This is a genomic window from Arthrobacter sp. U41, from assembly GCF_001750145.1.
In the GTDB taxonomy this organism is placed as follows: domain Bacteria; phylum Actinomycetota; class Actinomycetes; order Actinomycetales; family Micrococcaceae; genus Arthrobacter.
The window spans coordinates 2,741,433-2,757,526 of the sequence record NZ_CP015732.1 but is presented as its reverse complement, the minus strand read 5'-3'; the positions used below and the strand labels follow the sequence as shown (position 1 = coordinate 2,757,526).

Annotated in this window: 16 protein-coding genes; 2 read left to right on the top strand and 14 right to left on the bottom strand. The window is 68.4% G+C overall.

Going from position 1 to position 16,094, the window contains the following annotated elements:
- The first annotated feature begins 160 nt into the window (after positions 1–160).
- Complete coding sequence (locus tag ASPU41_RS12565) at positions 161–775, top strand: class I SAM-dependent methyltransferase (RefSeq protein ID WP_069951202.1); 615 nt, start codon at positions 161–163, stop codon at positions 773–775.
- Here ASPU41_RS12565 and dapF read toward each other — a convergent pair.
- The 6 genes from dapF to ASPU41_RS12535 all read right to left on the bottom strand — a co-directional run bounded on the left by dapF (position 756) and on the right by ASPU41_RS12535 (position 6,512).
- Positions 756–1,712: a diaminopimelate epimerase gene (dapF, locus tag ASPU41_RS12560; protein WP_069951201.1), complete on the bottom strand. Its 957-nt coding sequence runs from the start codon at positions 1,710–1,712 to the stop codon at positions 756–758. The two genes, ASPU41_RS12565 and dapF, sit on opposite strands and share 20 nt — an antisense overlap.
- Positions 1,705–2,628, bottom strand: coding sequence for a tRNA (adenosine(37)-N6)-dimethylallyltransferase MiaA (miaA, locus tag ASPU41_RS12555; protein WP_069952676.1), 924 nt, complete (start codon positions 2,626–2,628; stop codon positions 1,705–1,707). The genes dapF and miaA overlap by 8 nt, the downstream gene beginning before the upstream one ends.
- 84 nt (positions 2,629–2,712) lie before the next feature.
- Entirely contained in the window at positions 2,713–4,287 is a 1,575-nt protein-coding gene (gene miaB, locus ASPU41_RS12550) for a tRNA (N6-isopentenyl adenosine(37)-C2)-methylthiotransferase MiaB (RefSeq protein WP_083266494.1), read from the bottom strand.
- 38 nt (positions 4,288–4,325) lie between these two features.
- Positions 4,326–4,817: a regulatory protein RecX gene (locus ASPU41_RS12545; RefSeq protein ID WP_069952674.1), complete on the bottom strand. Its 492-nt coding sequence runs from the start codon at positions 4,815–4,817 to the stop codon at positions 4,326–4,328.
- Positions 4,818–4,971: 154 nt separating this feature from the next.
- Positions 4,972–6,024: a recombinase RecA gene (gene recA / locus ASPU41_RS12540; protein ID WP_069951200.1), complete on the bottom strand. Its 1,053-nt coding sequence runs from the start codon at positions 6,022–6,024 to the stop codon at positions 4,972–4,974.
- Positions 6,025–6,293: 269 nt separating this feature from the next.
- Positions 6,294–6,512, bottom strand: a complete 219-nt coding sequence (locus tag ASPU41_RS12535) for a DUF3046 domain-containing protein (protein ID WP_069951199.1) — start codon at positions 6,510–6,512, stop codon at positions 6,294–6,296.
- A 44-nt stretch (positions 6,513–6,556) separates the two neighbouring features.
- Here ASPU41_RS12535 and ASPU41_RS12530 point away from each other — a divergent pair, with 44 nt between their 5' ends.
- Positions 6,557–7,066 carry a MarR family winged helix-turn-helix transcriptional regulator gene (locus tag ASPU41_RS12530; protein ID WP_069951198.1) on the top strand — a complete coding sequence of 170 codons (510 nt, stop codon included), beginning with the start codon at positions 6,557–6,559 and terminating at the stop codon, positions 7,064–7,066.
- 81 nt (positions 7,067–7,147) lie between these two features.
- On the opposite strand, the gene ASPU41_RS12525 is transcribed toward ASPU41_RS12530, so the two are convergent.
- The 8 genes from ASPU41_RS12525 to ASPU41_RS12490 form a co-directional block, all read right to left on the bottom strand.
- Positions 7,148–7,600, bottom strand: coding sequence for a helix-turn-helix domain-containing protein (locus tag ASPU41_RS12525; protein WP_069951197.1), 453 nt, complete (start codon positions 7,598–7,600; stop codon positions 7,148–7,150).
- 140 nt (positions 7,601–7,740) lie between these two features.
- The gene (locus ASPU41_RS12520; protein ID WP_069951196.1) at positions 7,741–8,253 is read right to left on the bottom strand and encodes a CinA family protein; all 513 of its coding nucleotides are present in this window, start codon (positions 8,251–8,253) and stop codon (positions 7,741–7,743) included.
- The gene (gene pgsA, locus ASPU41_RS12515; protein WP_069951195.1) at positions 8,250–8,891 is read right to left on the bottom strand and encodes a CDP-diacylglycerol--glycerol-3-phosphate 3-phosphatidyltransferase; all 642 of its coding nucleotides are present in this window, start codon (positions 8,889–8,891) and stop codon (positions 8,250–8,252) included. The genes ASPU41_RS12520 and pgsA overlap by 4 nt, the downstream gene beginning before the upstream one ends.
- A 9-nt stretch (positions 8,892–8,900) precedes the next feature.
- On the bottom strand, positions 8,901–11,861 hold the full coding sequence (locus ASPU41_RS12510; protein ID WP_069951194.1) for an FtsK/SpoIIIE family DNA translocase: 2,961 nt from the start codon (positions 11,859–11,861) through the stop codon (positions 8,901–8,903).
- A 197-nt stretch (positions 11,862–12,058) separates the two neighbouring features.
- A complete protein-coding gene (locus tag ASPU41_RS12505) occupies positions 12,059–13,750 on the bottom strand; it encodes a ribonuclease J (protein WP_069951193.1) in 1,692 nt (563 codons plus the stop codon).
- Positions 13,751–13,810: 60 nt separating this feature from the next.
- On the bottom strand, positions 13,811–14,719 hold the full coding sequence (gene dapA, locus ASPU41_RS12500) for a 4-hydroxy-tetrahydrodipicolinate synthase (RefSeq protein WP_069951192.1): 909 nt from the start codon (positions 14,717–14,719) through the stop codon (positions 13,811–13,813).
- A 161-nt stretch (positions 14,720–14,880) separates the two neighbouring features.
- On the bottom strand, positions 14,881–15,621 hold the full coding sequence (locus tag ASPU41_RS12495) for a carbon-nitrogen hydrolase family protein (RefSeq protein WP_069951191.1): 741 nt from the start codon (positions 15,619–15,621) through the stop codon (positions 14,881–14,883).
- A 20-nt stretch (positions 15,622–15,641) separates the two neighbouring features.
- Positions 15,642–16,001, bottom strand: a complete 360-nt coding sequence (locus ASPU41_RS12490; protein WP_069951190.1) for a hypothetical protein — start codon at positions 15,999–16,001, stop codon at positions 15,642–15,644.
- Positions 16,002–16,094 lie beyond the last annotated feature (93 nt).

Genomic DNA, 16,094 nt, shown 5'->3' with positions numbered 1-16,094 from the left:
CGTCGCTGCGGGGACGGGATTTAACCCGTGCCGGCTACTTGAAGTTAATGAGCATGTATTTAAGAGTAGCAGAAGGTGCCGGCGCGTCCGGCCGGCCACCGCCCGGCCTGGTGCCCGCCGGTTTCCCATACACACCCAGGGACAACTAATCTGGCAGGTTATGGAGTCTGCACACTATTTCAGCGCCCAGCCGGCCGGGCCGTTCAACCGCAAGCCACTGACCGTGGAGCTTGCCGGTGAGACCCGGCACCTGCAGACGTCCTCGGGCATCTTCAGCCCCGACGGCATCGACAAGGGCACGGCGGTGCTGCTGGCCGAGGCTCCCGCGCCGGCGCCGCAGGGCACGCTGCTGGACATCGGCTGCGGCTGGGGTCCGATCGCGCTGACTTTGGCCCTGCGGGCACCGCACTCGCAGGTCTACGCCGTGGACGTCAACGAACGGTGCGTGACCCTGACCAACGAGAACGCGGCGCTGCTGGGGCTGGGCAACGTCACGGCCAGCACGCCCGACGCCGTCGACCCCGGGCTTCGCTTCGACACCATCTGGTCAAACCCGCCCATCCGGGTCGGCAAGGACGAGCTCCATGCCCTGCTGCTGCACTGGCTGCCGCGGCTGGCGCCGGGCGGCTCGGCGTGGCTGGTGGTGCAGAAGAACCTGGGCTCGGATTCCCTTCAGCGCTGGCTCGCTGCGGAGCTGGACAGCAGCTTTACGGTGACGCGCGAGAGCACCTCGAAGTCGTTCCGCATCCTTCGGGTCAGGAAAGCGTCCCACTAGCCACGATCACCGCGGGGCCGCTGAGCTCGACGTGCTCGTGGCCCTCCGCGCCGAGGAAGAACTTCACGCCGACGACTCCGCCCGGGACCTGGACATGCCATTCGTCCGGGGCACCCTGGCCGGCCCAGTGGCGGATCGCGACGGCCGCGGCGCAGGCGCCGGTGCCGCAGGACTGTGTCTCCCCGACGCCCCGCTCATGGACGCGCATCGTGATGGTACCGACGCCGTCATGGACCAGCGGCTCGGACGGCACAACGAACTCCACGTTGGTGCCGTGGGGCGGGGCGGGATCCACGTGGGGCGCGGTGAACAGCTGCGTGGCCTCCAGCTCGGCCAGTTCGGCCAGCGCCACGACGGTGTGCGGATTGCCCATGCTCACGGACAGGGCGGGCCTGGCCACCTCCAGCCCCGCGGCGCTGACCAGTGAATCCATGGCCCGTGCGGTGGCCTCGCCCGGAAAGATGAACTCCCAGGGGCCCATGTCGACGGCGTAGCCGGCGGCGGTGCGGACGATCGTCTTCGCGCCGGCCCGGGTGCCGATGGTCAGTGACCCGCCGGCGGGCAGTTCGACCAGGCCCTCGGCGAGCAGGAAGTGCACAAAGACGCGGACACCGTTGCCGCACATTTCGGACAGCGAGCCGTCGCCGTTGCGGTAGTCCATGAACCATTCGGCGTCCGGGTGCCGCGTGAGCAGCTCCTGGCCTTCGGCGAGCAGGCGGGACGGGACGGCACGGATTAGTCCGTCGCCGCCGATTCCGCGGTGCCGGTCGCAGAGTGCCGCGACCTGCCCGGGGGTCACCGCCAGGGTGCCGTTGGGGTCCGCGAGGAGCACAAAGTCGTTTCCGGTGCCGTGGCCTTTGGAAAACTTCAGTCCGCTCAGGGCTGCCGTGTCACCGGCGGAGTTGCGGTCAGCGGCCACGGCCAGGGTTTCATCCATGTTCCAAGGTTACCGGGCCGGGGAGGCCGGGGCGGCAGAGCGCGGCGGCCTTGGCGACGAGCTCCGGGTCCCGCCAGTCGAGCCAGTGGATGCGGGGGTCGGCACGGAACCAGGTCAGCTGGCGGCGGGCGAACTGCCGGGTCGCGACGATGGTTTCCTCCGCCGCCTGCGCCGCCTCGGATTCGCCGTCGAGGACCTTCAGGAACTGGGCGTAGCCGAGGGCGCGCGGGGCGGTCCTCCCGCGGCGGAGTCCGGCCGCGTCAAGCGTCCGGACCTCATCGAGCAGGCCGCGCTCCACCATGGTGTGGACCCGGCGGGCGAGCCGTTCCCGGAGCTGTTCGCGGTCCACTTCCAGCCCGATCTGCACGGCGGGCCGGGCGTACTCGCGGGTGGGCATAAAGGAGCTGAAGGGCCGCCCGGTGAGTTCGAACACTTCGAGGGCGCGGACGATCCGGCGTGCGTCCCCGAGCCGGCCGGCGGAGACCGGGTCCACGCCTTCCAGCCGTGCCCGCAGCGGTGCCGGGCCCCCGGTTTCCAGTTCAGCCTCGAGCCGGCGCCGGATGGCAGGATCCGTGCCGGGGAATTCCAGCACGTCCAGGGCGGCGCGGACATAGAGCCCGGAGCCGCCGGCCAGGATGGCGCGTTTGCCGCGGCCGTGGATGTCGGCAATGAGCGCACGGGCCTGCTGCTGGAAGTCCGAGACGCTGGCCTCCTCGGTCACGTCCAGGATGTCCAGGAGGTGGTGGGGAACTCCCCTGCGTTCTGCCTCGGTGATCTTGGCCGTGCCGATGTCCATGCCGCGGTAGAACTGCATGGAGTCGGCGTTGATGACTTCGCCGTCGAGTTCCAGGGCCAGCGAGACGGCGAGGTCGGACTTGCCGGAGCCGGTCGGGCCGACGACGGCGATCACCGGCAGGGCGGGACCGGCACCTTCCGGCGGGGCGCCGGCCGGGGCATCGCCAGCGCCGCCGCCCGCGACGGCCTGCGGACCTGCCACGGGCTAGCGGCCGCGGACGGGAAGGGTGGGCATGCCCAGCGAAACGCCGGTGGTGCCGGGGACGGGCCCCGGGGCGGGGGCGCCGCAGGAGTCCGCCTGGGACCTGTCCCAGGCGTCGCCGGCCCGGGAGCGGCGCAGGCTGTAGTCCTCCGCCGACGCCGGGTCGGCGACGAGGTGGAACGCCGCGGCGCCGGTGATGGTCACTGTGACGAGGTCCCCGGGGCGGGGCGTCCCGGCACCGGCGGGCACGGAGAAGTGGACCAGGCGCTGGTCCCGGGCCCGCCCGGAGAGCCGGTGGGTTTCCCCGGACTTGCGCCCGGACTGGGCCGTGACCATAACCTCCACGCGCCGGCCGAGCTGGCGGGCGTTCTCCTCGGCGGCGATCCGGTCCTGCAGGGCGGTGAGGCGTTCGAAGCGTTCCTGCACCACCGCCTTGGGGAGCTGGTCCGGGAGCTCAGCGGCGGGCGTGCCGGGCCGCTTGGAGTACTGGAAGGTGAAGGCGGTGGCGAAGCGGGACTTCTCCACGACGTCGAGCGTGGCCTGGAAGTCCTCCTCGGTCTCGCCGGGGAAGCCGACGATGATGTCCGTGGAGATGGCGGCCTGCGGGATCTTCTCGCGGACCTTGTCCAGGATGCCCAGGAACTTTGTCGAGCGGTAGGACCGCTTCATGTCCTTGAGGACCTTGTCCGAGCCGGACTGCAGCGGCATGTGCAGCTGCGGCATCACGTTGGGGGTCTGGGCCATGGCGTCGATGACGTCGTCGGTGAAGGCTGCGGGGTGCGGGCTGGTGAAGCGGACGCGTTCCAGGCCGGGGATGTCGCCGCAGGCGCGCAGGAGCTTGGAGAAGGCCTGGCGGTCGCCGAACTCGACGCCGTAGGAGTTCACGTTTTGGCCCAGCAGGGTTACTTCGATCGCGCCGTCGTCGACGAGGGCCTGGATCTCGGCGAGGATGTCGCCGGGGCGGCGGTCCTTTTCCTTGCCGCGCAGGGCCGGGACGATGCAGAAGGTGCAGGTGTTGTTGCAGCCGACGGAGATCGACACCCAGCCGGCGTAGACCGAGTCCCGCTTGGTGGGCAGGGTGGAGGGGAAGACGTCGAGCGACTCGAGGATTTCGAGCTGTGCCTCGTTGTTGTGGCGGGCCCGTTCCAGCAGGGCCGGCAGGGCGCCGACGTTGTGGGTGCCGAAGACAGCGTCCACCCAGGGGGCCTTCTTCAGGATGGTGTCGCGGTCCTTCTGCGCCAGGCAGCCGCCGACGGCGATCTGCATCCCCGGGTTGGCGGCCTTGACCGGCGCGAGCATGCCGAGGTTGCCGTAGAGCTTGTTGTCGGCGTTTTCCCGCACCGCGCAGGTGTTGAAGACCACGACGTCGGCCAGTTCCCCGGCGGCGGGGACATAACCGGCGGCTTCGAGCATTCCGGACATCCGTTCGGAGTCGTGCACGTTCATCTGGCAGCCGTACGTCCGCACCTGGTAGGTGCGGGGCTGCGGCGCGGCGGGCTGCGGCCCGGCGCCCGGGAGTGACGAGGCGTCCGTGGAAGGGATGGTGCCGGCTGCTGGGGAAGGAATGGTCAAACTCACGTGTTAAGGGTACCGGGTCGCGCGGTGCCGGGGGTTCCTCAGAAGTCCGGTTCGTCCCCGGCCCCGGCGGCAGACCCGGCACCGGGGCCGGCAGCGTCGAGGACTTCGCCCACGATCCGGAAGGCCTGCGAGGGCTGGTACCCCTTCCGGGCGAGCATGGAGGCCAGACGGCGCGTGGTCTTGTCCCGCTCGGCACGGTCCCCGGACACGGCGGCGCCCCTGAGTTTCCGCTGGACCAGTTCGCGGGCCGCGGATTCCTCGTCCGCGTCGCTGAGCTGTGCCAGGGCGCCGGCGGCGGTTTCGGCGTCGATGCCCTTCTCGGCGAGTTCGCGCCGGAGGGCGCCCTTGGCGAGTTTGCGGCTCCGGGAACGGGACCGCACCCACATGTCGGCGAAGTCCGCGTCGTCAATGAGCTTCACTTCGGCGAAGCGGTCCAGCACGGCTTCCGCGACGTCGTCCGGGACGTTGCGCTCGGCCAGTTTTTGGGCGAGCTGCAGCCGGCTCTTCGGCGAGTTTGTCAGCTGCCGCAGGACAACGGCGCGCGCGACAGCCGCCGGGTCCGCGTCGCGGTCCTGTGCGGCGGAAGGTTCGCCGCGAGGGGCGTCGTCCCCGGGCCGGTCTGCGTCCTCAACGCCGGGGGCAGGACCCCGTGACGGGAATCCTGCCCCTTTGCGCCGTCGGCCGTTAGAAGCCGTCAACGGCCTTCAGCTTCGGTTCTGCCGCGGTCTCGGCGGGGGCCTTGACGCCGACGCCGAGCTTTTCCTTGATCAGCCGTTCAAGCTCGGCCGCCAGCTCCGGGTTGTCCCGCAGGAAGCGGCGGGAGTTCTCCATTCCCTGGCCCAGCTGGTCGCCGTCATAGGTGAACCAGGAGCCGGACTTTTTGATGATGCCGTGCTCGACACCCATGTCGATGATGCCGCCCTCGCGGGAGATGCCCTGGCCGTAAATGATGTCGAACTCGGCGATCTTGAAGGGCGGGGCCATCTTGTTCTTGACGATTTTGGCCTTCGTGCGGTTGCCGACGGAGTCCGCGCCCTCCTTGAGGGTCTGGATCCGGCGGACGTCGATGCGGATCGAGGCGTAGAACTTGAGGGCCTTGCCGCCGGTGGTGGTTTCCGGGGAGCCGAAGAAGACACCGATCTTCTCGCGCAGCTGGTTGATGAAGATGGCGGTGGTCTTCGTCTGGCTCAGGCGGCCGGTGATCTTACGGAGGGCCTGGCTCATCAGGCGCGCCTGCAGGCCGACGTGGCTGTCGCCCATGTCGCCTTCGATTTCCGCGCGGGGAACGAGGGCGGCAACGGAGTCGATGACAATAACGTCAAGGGAGCCCGAGCCGATCAGCATGTCCATGATTTCCAGGGCCTGCTCGCCGGTGTCCGGCTGGGAGACCAGGAGCGCGTCGGTGTCGACGCCGAGCCTGGCGGCGTATTCCGGGTCGAGGGCGTGCTCGGCGTCGATGAAGGCAGCGATGCCGCCCAGGCGCTGGGCACTGGCGACCGCGTGCAGCGCCACCGTGGTCTTACCGGAGGATTCCGGACCGTAGATTTCCACCACGCGGCCGCGGGGCAGGCCGCCAATTCCCAGGGCAATGTCCAGCGCGATGGAACCGGTCGGAATAACCTCGATGGGCGCACGGACTTCGTCACCAAGGCGCATGACAGAGCCTTTACCGAACTGCTTGTCAATCTGGGCAAGCGCTGCGTCGAGCGCTTTCTGGCGATCCGGGGCTGCGGCCATGGTTCACACCTCTAATACTTTCTCGCTGTGGAGGGGCCGTTCCGGCCCTGTGTTAAGTGTTCTTGATCAGGTTGGTGATCAGTTCATTACTGAAGCTACCGGCACCCACCGACAGAGTTGCCTGCCGGCCCCGCATATGTGGAAAACACTCTGAAAAAAGCATAGTCCTACCCGAACAGATATTCGAACAATCGCCGCGGCGTGTCAGCCGTCGCTGCCCGGAAGGCGCCGGGGTCAGTGCAGCGGATCAACGCGGCGAGTGCAGCGGGTCAGCGCGGTTTGACGTCGCGGCCCAGCCGCCGCTCGGGCGGGACGTCCTGGACCTCGCAGAGCGCCAACCACACCTGGCGCGGGGGTATACCGGCGCTCAGGGCCTGGTCGGCGGTCCGGCCGCCGACTCCCGCCAGGACCAGCGAGCTGCTGAGGACTCGCGAGTAGCCCGCCCCGAATTCGTCGTCCATAAGCCGCCAAAAGTCACTGATTCGCACCCCTAAAGTCTCTCACGATGCGCGACGACCCTAGAATGGTTGCCATGAGCAACCCCGCCGCAGGCGCTGGCATCCCCGGCGGCACTGACGATCCCACAGACGCGGCGCTGGCGGCCGTCGAGCACCAGCTGAGCCTGCTCTGGCGCCGCGCCCGTTCCATCTCCCACCGCCTCTCCCGCCAGGTTCACCCGGACATGGACCCGGCGGCCTACGGCCTGCTGTCCGTGATCCGCAGGCAGGGCGGCATGCGGCTGACCGAGCTGGCCTCGAGCATCGGCGTCGGGAAGCCCTCGGTGAGCCGGCAGATCGCCTTCCTGGAACGCCTCGGCCTGGTCTCCAAGGAGGCTGATCCGCTTGACGGACGCGCACAGATGATCCGCCTGACGCCCCGGGGCGAGGAGAAGATGCACGAGGTGCAGGACGCCCGGCGGGAAGTGTTCCGTGAACGGCTCGGCGAGTGGCCGCCGGAGGAACTGCAGACCCTGTCCCGCTACATCGCCAAACTCAACGCCACCTACGAGCGGGACGGTTTCCCCCGCGACGAACCGGAGTAGCGCGGGCGTTCCGCCCCGGGCCGGCACGCAAAAGACCCCGGCACACCGCCGGGGTCTTTTGTCGGGTAGTGGGGGTGGGGGCTAGCGTGCCCCGGAGAGAAGGCCCTTGGCCAACTCGTCGTTAAGGTCCGTGTTGAGCTCACGGTCCAGGTCACGGCCGTAGCGCTGTGCGAACTCCTGGGGGACGGTGTCCGGAACCGCAACACCCTCGGCGACGGCGACGCGGTCGCTGACCTCGCGGAGCATACTGGAGAGCGGAACATCGAGGGCCGAGCAGATCGAGGAGAGCAGCTCCGAGGAGGCTTCCTTCTGGCCACGTTCCACTTCGCTCAGGTAGCCCAGGGAAACGCGGGCACTGTGCGAAACTTCGCGGAGGGTACGGCCTTGGCGTTGGCGGACATCGCGCAGTACATCACCGATTTCGTGACGAAGTACAACCATCTTGCGCTCCTTCTGTTCGCTCTTAGCCTGATCGGCGAGGCCCACATCCTTCCAGCGGACAACGCCGTTAACGGATACGGGCTGCTTTACCATCTGTATCGCCTTGCTCCCTCTTTATGTCGAGCCCGCCGGTCAAAGCGGACACTGATGATGATTTCATCCTAGGCGCCTCCCTTATTTGGAAGCGACACAATGTAACAACTATTAGGAATCAAGTTTTGTTCCCGGCAACTTTACGCCCGGTAGCCTGCGGACGCCAGAGCTTCCAGCAGGCGCTCCAGCGCCGCGGCGCAGGCCTGGCCGCGGATTTCCGGGCGGCTGCCCTCGAAGCTGTACCTGTACGACGTCGCTCCGTCCGCGGTGGCAACGCCGATGTAGACGGAGCCCACGTCCTTGCCGCCGTGCGGCTCGGGACCGGCGACGCCGGTCGTGGAGACGGCGATGTCGGCGCCGCAGACCCTGCGTGCGCCCTCGGCCATGGCCTCGGCGACCCGGCCGTCGACGGCTCCGACGCTGTCCAGCAGTTCCCGGGGCACTCCCAGCACGTTCGCCTTGACGGTGTTCTGGTAGGAGACCACGCCGCCCTGGAGCATCCCGGAGGCGCCGGGCGTGTCTGCCAGCACGGCGGCGACCATGCCGGCGGTGAGCGATTCGGCGGTGGCGACGGTCAGCCCGCGTCCGATCGCCCCGGTGACGGCTTCTTCGGCCAGATGGTGCAGGTTGATCTTGTGGTGGGGGTCGGTCATGGCTTGCCCTCCTGGATCTTCTGTTGCTGTTCCCGGATGCCGCTGGCGCGCAGCTTGAGGGCCTCGATGACATATTCGCCGCCGGTCCAGACCGTGATCGCGAGGGCCACCAGCATGACCGCGAAGGCCACGACGCCGAGCCACGGCGCGAGGGAGGCCAGCGGGAGGATGTACAGGAAGATGGCGACGGTCTGGATGACGGTCTTGAGCTTGCCGCCGCGCGACGCCGGGATCACGCCATAGCGGATGACGAAGAAGCGCAGGGCGGTGACGCCCCATTCGCGGACCAGGATCAGGATGGTGACCCACCAGGGCAGCTCCTGCAGCACTGAGAGCATGACCAGGGCCGAGCCGATCAGCAGCTTGTCCGCGATCGGGTCGGCGATCTTGCCGAAGTCGGTGATGAGGCCGCGGCTGCGGGCGATGTCGCCGTCGAGCTTGTCCGTATAGATGGCGACGGCGAAGGTCGCGGCGGCGATCCACCGCCAGAGGCCGTTTCCGGCGTCCAGCCCGGGCGCGTCGAGCAGGAGGAACCAGACGAAGAACGGCACCATCACGATCCGCAGCATCGTCAGGATGTTGGGCAGGTTCCAGATCGGGGACGCGGATCCGGCCTTGTTTGCTTCGGCGCTAGTCACCTTCCTAGGCTACCGTCCGGTGAGCGACCAGGCGTCCTCGGAGCCGCCGTCGTCCTCGCCCGGGCCGCCGGCGGAGCCCCCGTCGGCGCCGTCTGCGCCGTCGAAGTACTGAGTGTTCTGACTCCGCCGGTCCAGATCCGATGCGACGAGATCCTCCGCGTAACCGCCCTGGGCGATGTTCGCGTTGGCGTTCTCGCTCAGCGCCGCGGTCTGGGAATCGGCGACGGCGGGCACCTCCATACCCTTCATGGCCGCGAGAACCGTCGCGAGGTCATCGGGTTTGACCAGCACGTCGCGGGCCTTGGAGCCCTCGGAGGGGCCCACCACGCCACGGGATTCGAGCAGGTCCATCAGCCGGCCGGCCTTCGCGAAGCCGACGCGCAGCTTCCGCTGCAGCATCGAGGTGGAACCGAACTGGGTCGTGACGACGAGCTCGGTGGCCTGCAGGAGGACCTCGAGGTCGTCTCCGATGTCGTCATCGATCTGCTTCTTCGGCGCCTCGGGGGCGACGTCGTCGCGGTACACGGCCTTGAGCTGGCCCTTGACGTGCTCGACGACCTTGTGGATTTCCGATTCGGTGACCCAGGCGCCCTGGACCCGCATGGCCTTGGACGCGCCCATCGGCAGGAACAGCGCGTCGCCCTGGCCGATCAGCTTCTCGGCGCCCGGCTGGTCCAGGACGACCCGGGAGTCGGTGACCGAGGAGGTGGCGAACGCCATCCTCGACGGCACGTTGGCCTTGATCAGGCCGGTGACGACGTCGACGGAGGGCCGCTGGGTGGCGAGCACGAGGTGGATGCCGGCGGCGCGGGCCAGCTGGGTGATCCGCACGATCGAGTCCTCGACGTCGCGCGGGGCGACCATCATCAGGTCGGCGAGTTCATCGACGATCACGAGCAGGTACGGGTACGGCCGGATGACCCGTTTGGAGCCCTCGGGCGGGATGACCTTGCCGGCGCGGACCGCCTTGTTGAAGTCGTCGATGTGCTTGAAGCCGTAGTTGGCGAGGTCGTCGTAGCGGGCGTCCATCTCCCGGACCACCCACTGCAGGGCCTCGGCAGCCTTCTTGGGGTTGGTGATGATCGGGGTGATGAGGTGCGGGACGCCCTCGTACGCGGTGAGTTCCACCCGCTTGGGGTCCACCATGACCATGCGGACCTCGTCGGGGGTGGCGCGCATCAGGATGGAGGTGATCATGGCGTTCACGAACGCCGACTTGCCGGCACCGGTGGCGCCCGCCACCAGAAGGTGCGGCATCTTGGCGAGGTTCGCGACGACGTAGCCGCCCTCGACGTCCTTGCCGACGCCGATCACCATGGGGTGCTCTGTCCGCCGGGCGTTCTGGCTGCGGAGCACATCGCCCAGCGACACGGTCTCGCGGTCGGTGTTGGGGATCTCGATGCCGATCGCGGACCGGCCGGGGATGGGGCTCAGGATGCGCACGTCCGAGCTGGCGACGGCATAGGAGATGTTCTTGGACAGGGCGGTGACGCGTTCGACCTTGGTGCCCGGGGAGAGCTCGATCTCGTAGCGGGTCACGGTGGGGCCGCGGCTGAAGCCGGTGACCTGGGCCTCGACATTGAACTGGTTCAGGGTCTCGGTCAGCGAGGCGACGATCGCGTCGTTGGCCTCGGTGCGTTCCTTGGGGATGGAGCCCGGGGTCAGGACGTCCGACGGCGGGAGGGTGTATGTCACGTCGCCGGCCAGGGACAGCTGTTCGGTGCGCTGCGGAATGGGGGTGGGCAGCGGTGCCACGGCCACGGGATTGGAGGGGACCTTCGCGGCGGCGGCCACGGCTGCGGCGCCCGGTGCCGGGGCGGCCGGGTTCAGCGAGCCCGCGGCGATCATTCCCGGGGTGACGAGCGGGATCGCCTCGGTGGCGTTCTCCCCCGCCGCCGCGCCGGCGTTGCTGCCGAGGCCCTGGGCCGCCTTGATCTTCTCGACGGCCATCTCTGCCTGGGTGGGACGGCGCACCCCGGGTGCGACGGATCCGGAGCCGGTTTTGGAGCCGCCGGCGGATTTGGCGGCTTCGGCTTCCTCGTCGGCGATGAGGGCCCGTTCGAAGGCCTCGTCGCCGACGTAGCCGTCGAGTCCGGCGTCCTCGTTGTGGTCCTTGCCGAAGAGGCGGCGCCGTTTCTTCTTCGCCGGGGCGGGGGTGCTGCGTTCGTCGAGGTAGCTGCGGTCGTGGCCGTCGCCGTCGTCGTCCTGCAGGTCGATGCCCATGAGGTGCTCGTAGGCGCCGCGGAGCCGGGCGGGGATGGCGCCGAACGGAGTGGCGGTGACGATCAGCAGCGAGGTGAAGGCGAGCAGGCTGTAGACGGCCACCGGGACGGCCGGGTGGATGGCAGCCAGCGGGGCCGCGGCGAGGTATCCCAGCATGCCCCCGGCGTGGCGCAGTCCGTCAAATCCCTGGGCGACGGCCGGTTCTCCGCCGATGATGTGGGCCAGGCCGGAGCCGGCGAAGGTCATGATCAGGAAGCCGATCCCGATCCGGTTGTTGCCGCGGCCATCGACGGGCTGGCGGAACAGCCGGAAGGCGCAGACAATCAGCATGAGCGGCAGCAGCAGCGACATCCAGCCGAAGGTGCCGTTGACGATGGCGTAGACCGTGTCCGGGAACCAGCCCTGGAAGCCCCACCAGGCGAAGGTGGCGACGAAAACGCCGAGTGCGAGGTTGAACAGGGCTGCGCCGTCGCGGCGGTCCCCGGGGGCGAGGTCACTCACGTCGTAGCCGATCCGGCGGATTCCCGCCCCGACGACGTGGGCCACGCCCAGCCAGGTGCCGGCCACAACCCTGACCAGCCAGGGCTGTTTGGGTTCGACGGCGGCCAGCTGGCGGGTGCGCGCCGTGCCCGCTGTTCCGGAGGGCTTGCTGGTTTTGGACGCAGCCGGGCCGGAGCCCCGGGCCGAAGAGCTGCCTGATTTACCGCTGGGGTTTCCTCTAGGCGCGGAGGAAGTACGTGTCGCCATACCCGCTACGGTACCCGACGCCGTGCCGAAAACCGCGGATTTACGGGCCTCTGCGGGGATCATGTTGCCGGCCGGAGATACAAAAACGGCCCTCCCGGTCCGCCGCAAGCTGGAGCCTGCGGCAGGCCGGGAAGGCCGTTGTGGTGCGAAACCACCTGTTGGGGCTCCCCGCGGCGAAGCGCCAGAACCTCAGGCGCTTAGGCCTCCAGGACCACCGGGATGATCAGGGGCTTGCGGCGAAGCTTGCGGTTGACCCAGGTGCCGACGACGCGGCGGACAACCTGCTGCAGCTGGTGCGTGGTGTGGTCCGAGCGGTTGAGCACGGCTTCTTCCAGGGCGGCGTTGATCTTGGGGATGATCTCATCGAAGACCGAGTCATCCTCGGCCACGCCGCGGGCGTGGATCTCGGGACCGGAGACGACCTTGCCGGTGGCCCGGTGGATCACCGTGATGATGGAGATGAAGCCTTCATCGCCGAGGGTCTGGCGGTCCTTCAGGTCCGCTTCCGTGACTTCGCCGACGCTGGAGCCGTCGACGTAGACAAAGCCGACCTCGACCTGGCCGACGATATCGGCCTGGTGGTCGCGGAGGTCGATGACGGTGCCGTTGTCGGCGAGGAGGATGCTTTCCTCGGGGACACCGGAGTCCAGGGCGATCTTGCCGTTGGCGATCAGGTGGCGGGTTTCACCGTGCACCGGCATCGCGTTCAGCGGCTCCAGGATGTTATAGCAGTACAGCAGCTCGCCGGCGGCGGCGTGGCCGGAGACGTGCACCTTGGCGTTGCCCTTGTGGATGACGTCGGCGCCGAGCTTGAGCAGGCCGTTGATGATGCGGAACACGGCGTTCTCGTTGCCCGGGATCAGGCTGGAGGCGAGGATGACGGTGTCGCCCTTGCCGACGACGACGCGGTGGTCACCGCTGGCCATGCGGGACAGGGCTGCCATGGGCTCGCCCTGGGAACCGGTGGACATCAGCACCACGCGGTTGTCCGGCAGGTTGTCGATGTTCTTGATGTCGACCAGGATGCCCGGGGGCACGTCGAGGTAGCCGAGCTTCTCGGCGATAGCCATGTTGCGCACCATCGAGCGGCCGACGAAGGCAACCTTGCGGTTGTGGTTGGCGGCGGCGTCGAGGACCTGCTGGACACGGTGCACGTGCGAGGAGAAGGACGCGACGATCAGGCGCTTGGAGGCCTGGCCGAAGAGCCGGTCCAGGGTGGGCCCGATTTCCTTCTCGGCGGTGGTGAAGCCCGGGACGTCCGCGTTCGTGGAGTCCGACATAAACAGGTCCACGCCTTCCTCGCCGAGCTTGGCGAAGTGGCGGAGGTCGGTGATCCGGCCGTCCAGGGGCAGCTGGTCCATCTTGAAGTCGCCGGTGTGCAGCACGGTGCCCCCGGAGGTGCGGAGGAACACGGCGAGGGCGTCAGGGATCGAGTGGTTGACGGCCACGAATTCGCATTCGAACGGACCGAACTTCTGCACCTGTCCCTCGGTGACGGTCTGCATGACGGGCTTGATCCGGTGTTCCAGCAGCTTCGCGTCGATGAGGGCCAGCGTCAGCCGGGAGCCGACCAGGGGAATGTCGGCGCGCAGGCGCAGCAGGTACGGAACGGCACCGATGTGGTCCTCGTGGCCGTGGGTCAGGACGACGGCGACGATGTCATCGAGGCGGTTCTCGATGTAGGAGAAATCGGGCAGGATCAGGTCGACGCCGGGCTGGGTTTCCTCCGGGAAGAGGACGCCGCAGTCGACGATCAGCAGTTTGCCGTCGATTTCGAAGACGGTCATGTTCCGGCCGATCTCCCCGAGGCCGCCGAGCGGAACGATCCGCAGGGTGTCCTTGGGCAGTTTCGGCGGCGTGACAAGGCCGGGAAGGGCGGTTTGGGTCATAATGCACTACTTTCCAGGCGGGTCACCGGCTGGTCTTTGCTGATCAGAAAGAACACCTGATCAGGAAAAGACCATTCCGGCTTCCGCCAAGTCCTCGCGGATGGTTTCGATCTCGGCGTCGTCCGGCTCCACGAGGGGCAAACGGACAACCGAGTTGGGCAGGACTCCCTGCCACTTAAGAACTTGCTTCGCAGCAACAGCACCCTGAATGTGGGTCATCACTGCACGGACCACGGGGTCCAGTTCGAAATGTATGGTGCGGGCGGTGGCGAAGTCGCCCGCAAGTGCGGCATCGATCATGGCGCGGAACTGCCGCGTCGCGACGTGCGCGGAAACGCTGACAAGCCCGACGGCCCCGCCGGACATCCACGGCAGGGTCAGCCCGTCGTCGCCCGAGTAGACGTCAAGGTCGGTGTTCGCGAGCACACGGGTGACGGCGGCGAAGTCGGCCTTGGCGTCCTTGAGCGCAACGATGTTCGGGTGGTCCGCGAGCCGGATCATGGTTTCGGGCAGGATCGGCACGCAGGACCGTCCGGGGATGTCGTAGACCATCACGGGCAGGTCGGCGGCGTCGGCGACGGCTTCGATGTGGGCCTGGATGCCGGCCTGGCTCGGCTTGTTGTAGTACGGGGTGACGATCAGCTGGCCGTGCGCTCCGGCCTTGGCGGCGCGCTTGGCCATCTCGATCGAGTGCGAGGTGTGGTTGGTGCCGGTTCCGGCGATGACCTTGGCGCGGTCCCCCACGGCCTCCACGATCACCCGGAAAAGCTTTTCCTTCTCGTCGTCTTCCAGCGTCGAGGTCTCCCCCGTGGTACCGGAAATGACGAGGGCGTCGTTGCCGTCGTCGACGAGCTTGTTGGCCAGTTCGGCGTTCTGCTGGTAGTCGACCTCACCGTCGGATGTGAAAGGCGTGACCATGGCGGTCACGAGGGTTCCGAACGTATATGAGCGAGTAACAGAGTCAGCCATATGAAAAACGTTACCCTGTCCCCGGCGTGATCGGACAATGACGGCGACGTGATGAAGATCAAACCCGCCCCGGGAGCCTCCCCGCAGCCCCACCCGGCGGCCGGCCGGCGGGATGCCCGGGCCCGGTGGTTCCGGTCCGCGCACTCCTTTGGCAAGCGGGCCTACCGGGCCGGGACTGCGTGCTGCAGGGTCGCGGTCAGCACCTCGGTTCCCGTCCCGGCGGCCTGCCGGATCACCAGTCCGTCCGGTCCCCAGAAACCGCTCCCGCCGGCGGAAGGCCCGCGTTCGGTCCTGCCGCCGAGGTTCGCCAGCAGGCTGAACATCCGGTTCTCCCGGGCCCGTGCGCTCAGGTGCAGGGCCATCCGGTGGCCCTCGCCGGCGGTGAATCGGGCCGAGACGGCATAGACGTCGGCACCCGCCTCCGCCGCCGTTCTGGCGTGAACCGGGCGGGCAGCGTCCAGGCAGATGGCCAGGGCAATCTTCCAGCCGTCCAGGTCCAGGATCACCGTCCGGTCTCCGGGGCGGAAGGCCTCCTGCTCCGGGCCGTGGAGCCATCCCTTGAAGCCGGCTTCCAACACGCCGCCGGGGTGGATGGCGAGCGAGGCCAGGCGGGGCGTGCCGTCCGCTTCCCTGAACGGGGCGCCGACGACCGCGGTGATCCCGGTCCGCCGGCAGATTTCGCGCAGGCCGTCCAGCCGGGGGTCCGCGGCGGTCACCCACCGCTCCGGATCCGCCAGCCCTTCCGGCCCGTAACCGGTGAGGGAAAGCTCGGGGAAGACCACCAGCCGGGCACCGTGGTCGTCCGCGTCCTCGATGAGGCGGATGTGTTCCGGGATATTGGCGGCAGGGCCGCCGTCGAGGGCCGTGTACTGGATGGCGGAGAGCGTCAGCGCGGTGGTCACCCTGCCATCCTAGGCACGGCTCAGACGGCCGGGGAGGCGCGCCCGGAAGGTGCGGCGCAGTAGCGGCCCACGGCGTCCTCCCGGAGTCCCTCGGCCCACACCGCGAGCCGCTGGGCCGCCCGCACGTAGTGGAACAGTTCGCCGGGCGTGAGCGCGTCAAGGTCGGTCTCGGCGAGCCGGCGGGCCAGTTCGGCGCCGGGCGCCTGTGCCGACAGGGCGGCCCCCTCCTGCTGCCACTGGACGTCCTCCGCCGGCTCGCCGGCAACGAGCTGGCGGAACAGGAAGTCCACGACGCCGGGACTCATGGCCTTGAGCACACCGGGGGACCTGTCCGGCTGAACGATGTCCCGTCGAAAAATGGGTTCTGATGGATTGTCCATACCGACATGCTATTCGAACATATATTCGAACACAAGGCCTGTGCGACTCCTGTGAACCTCGCCGGATCCGGCCTCGGGACGGCGATCACCGGA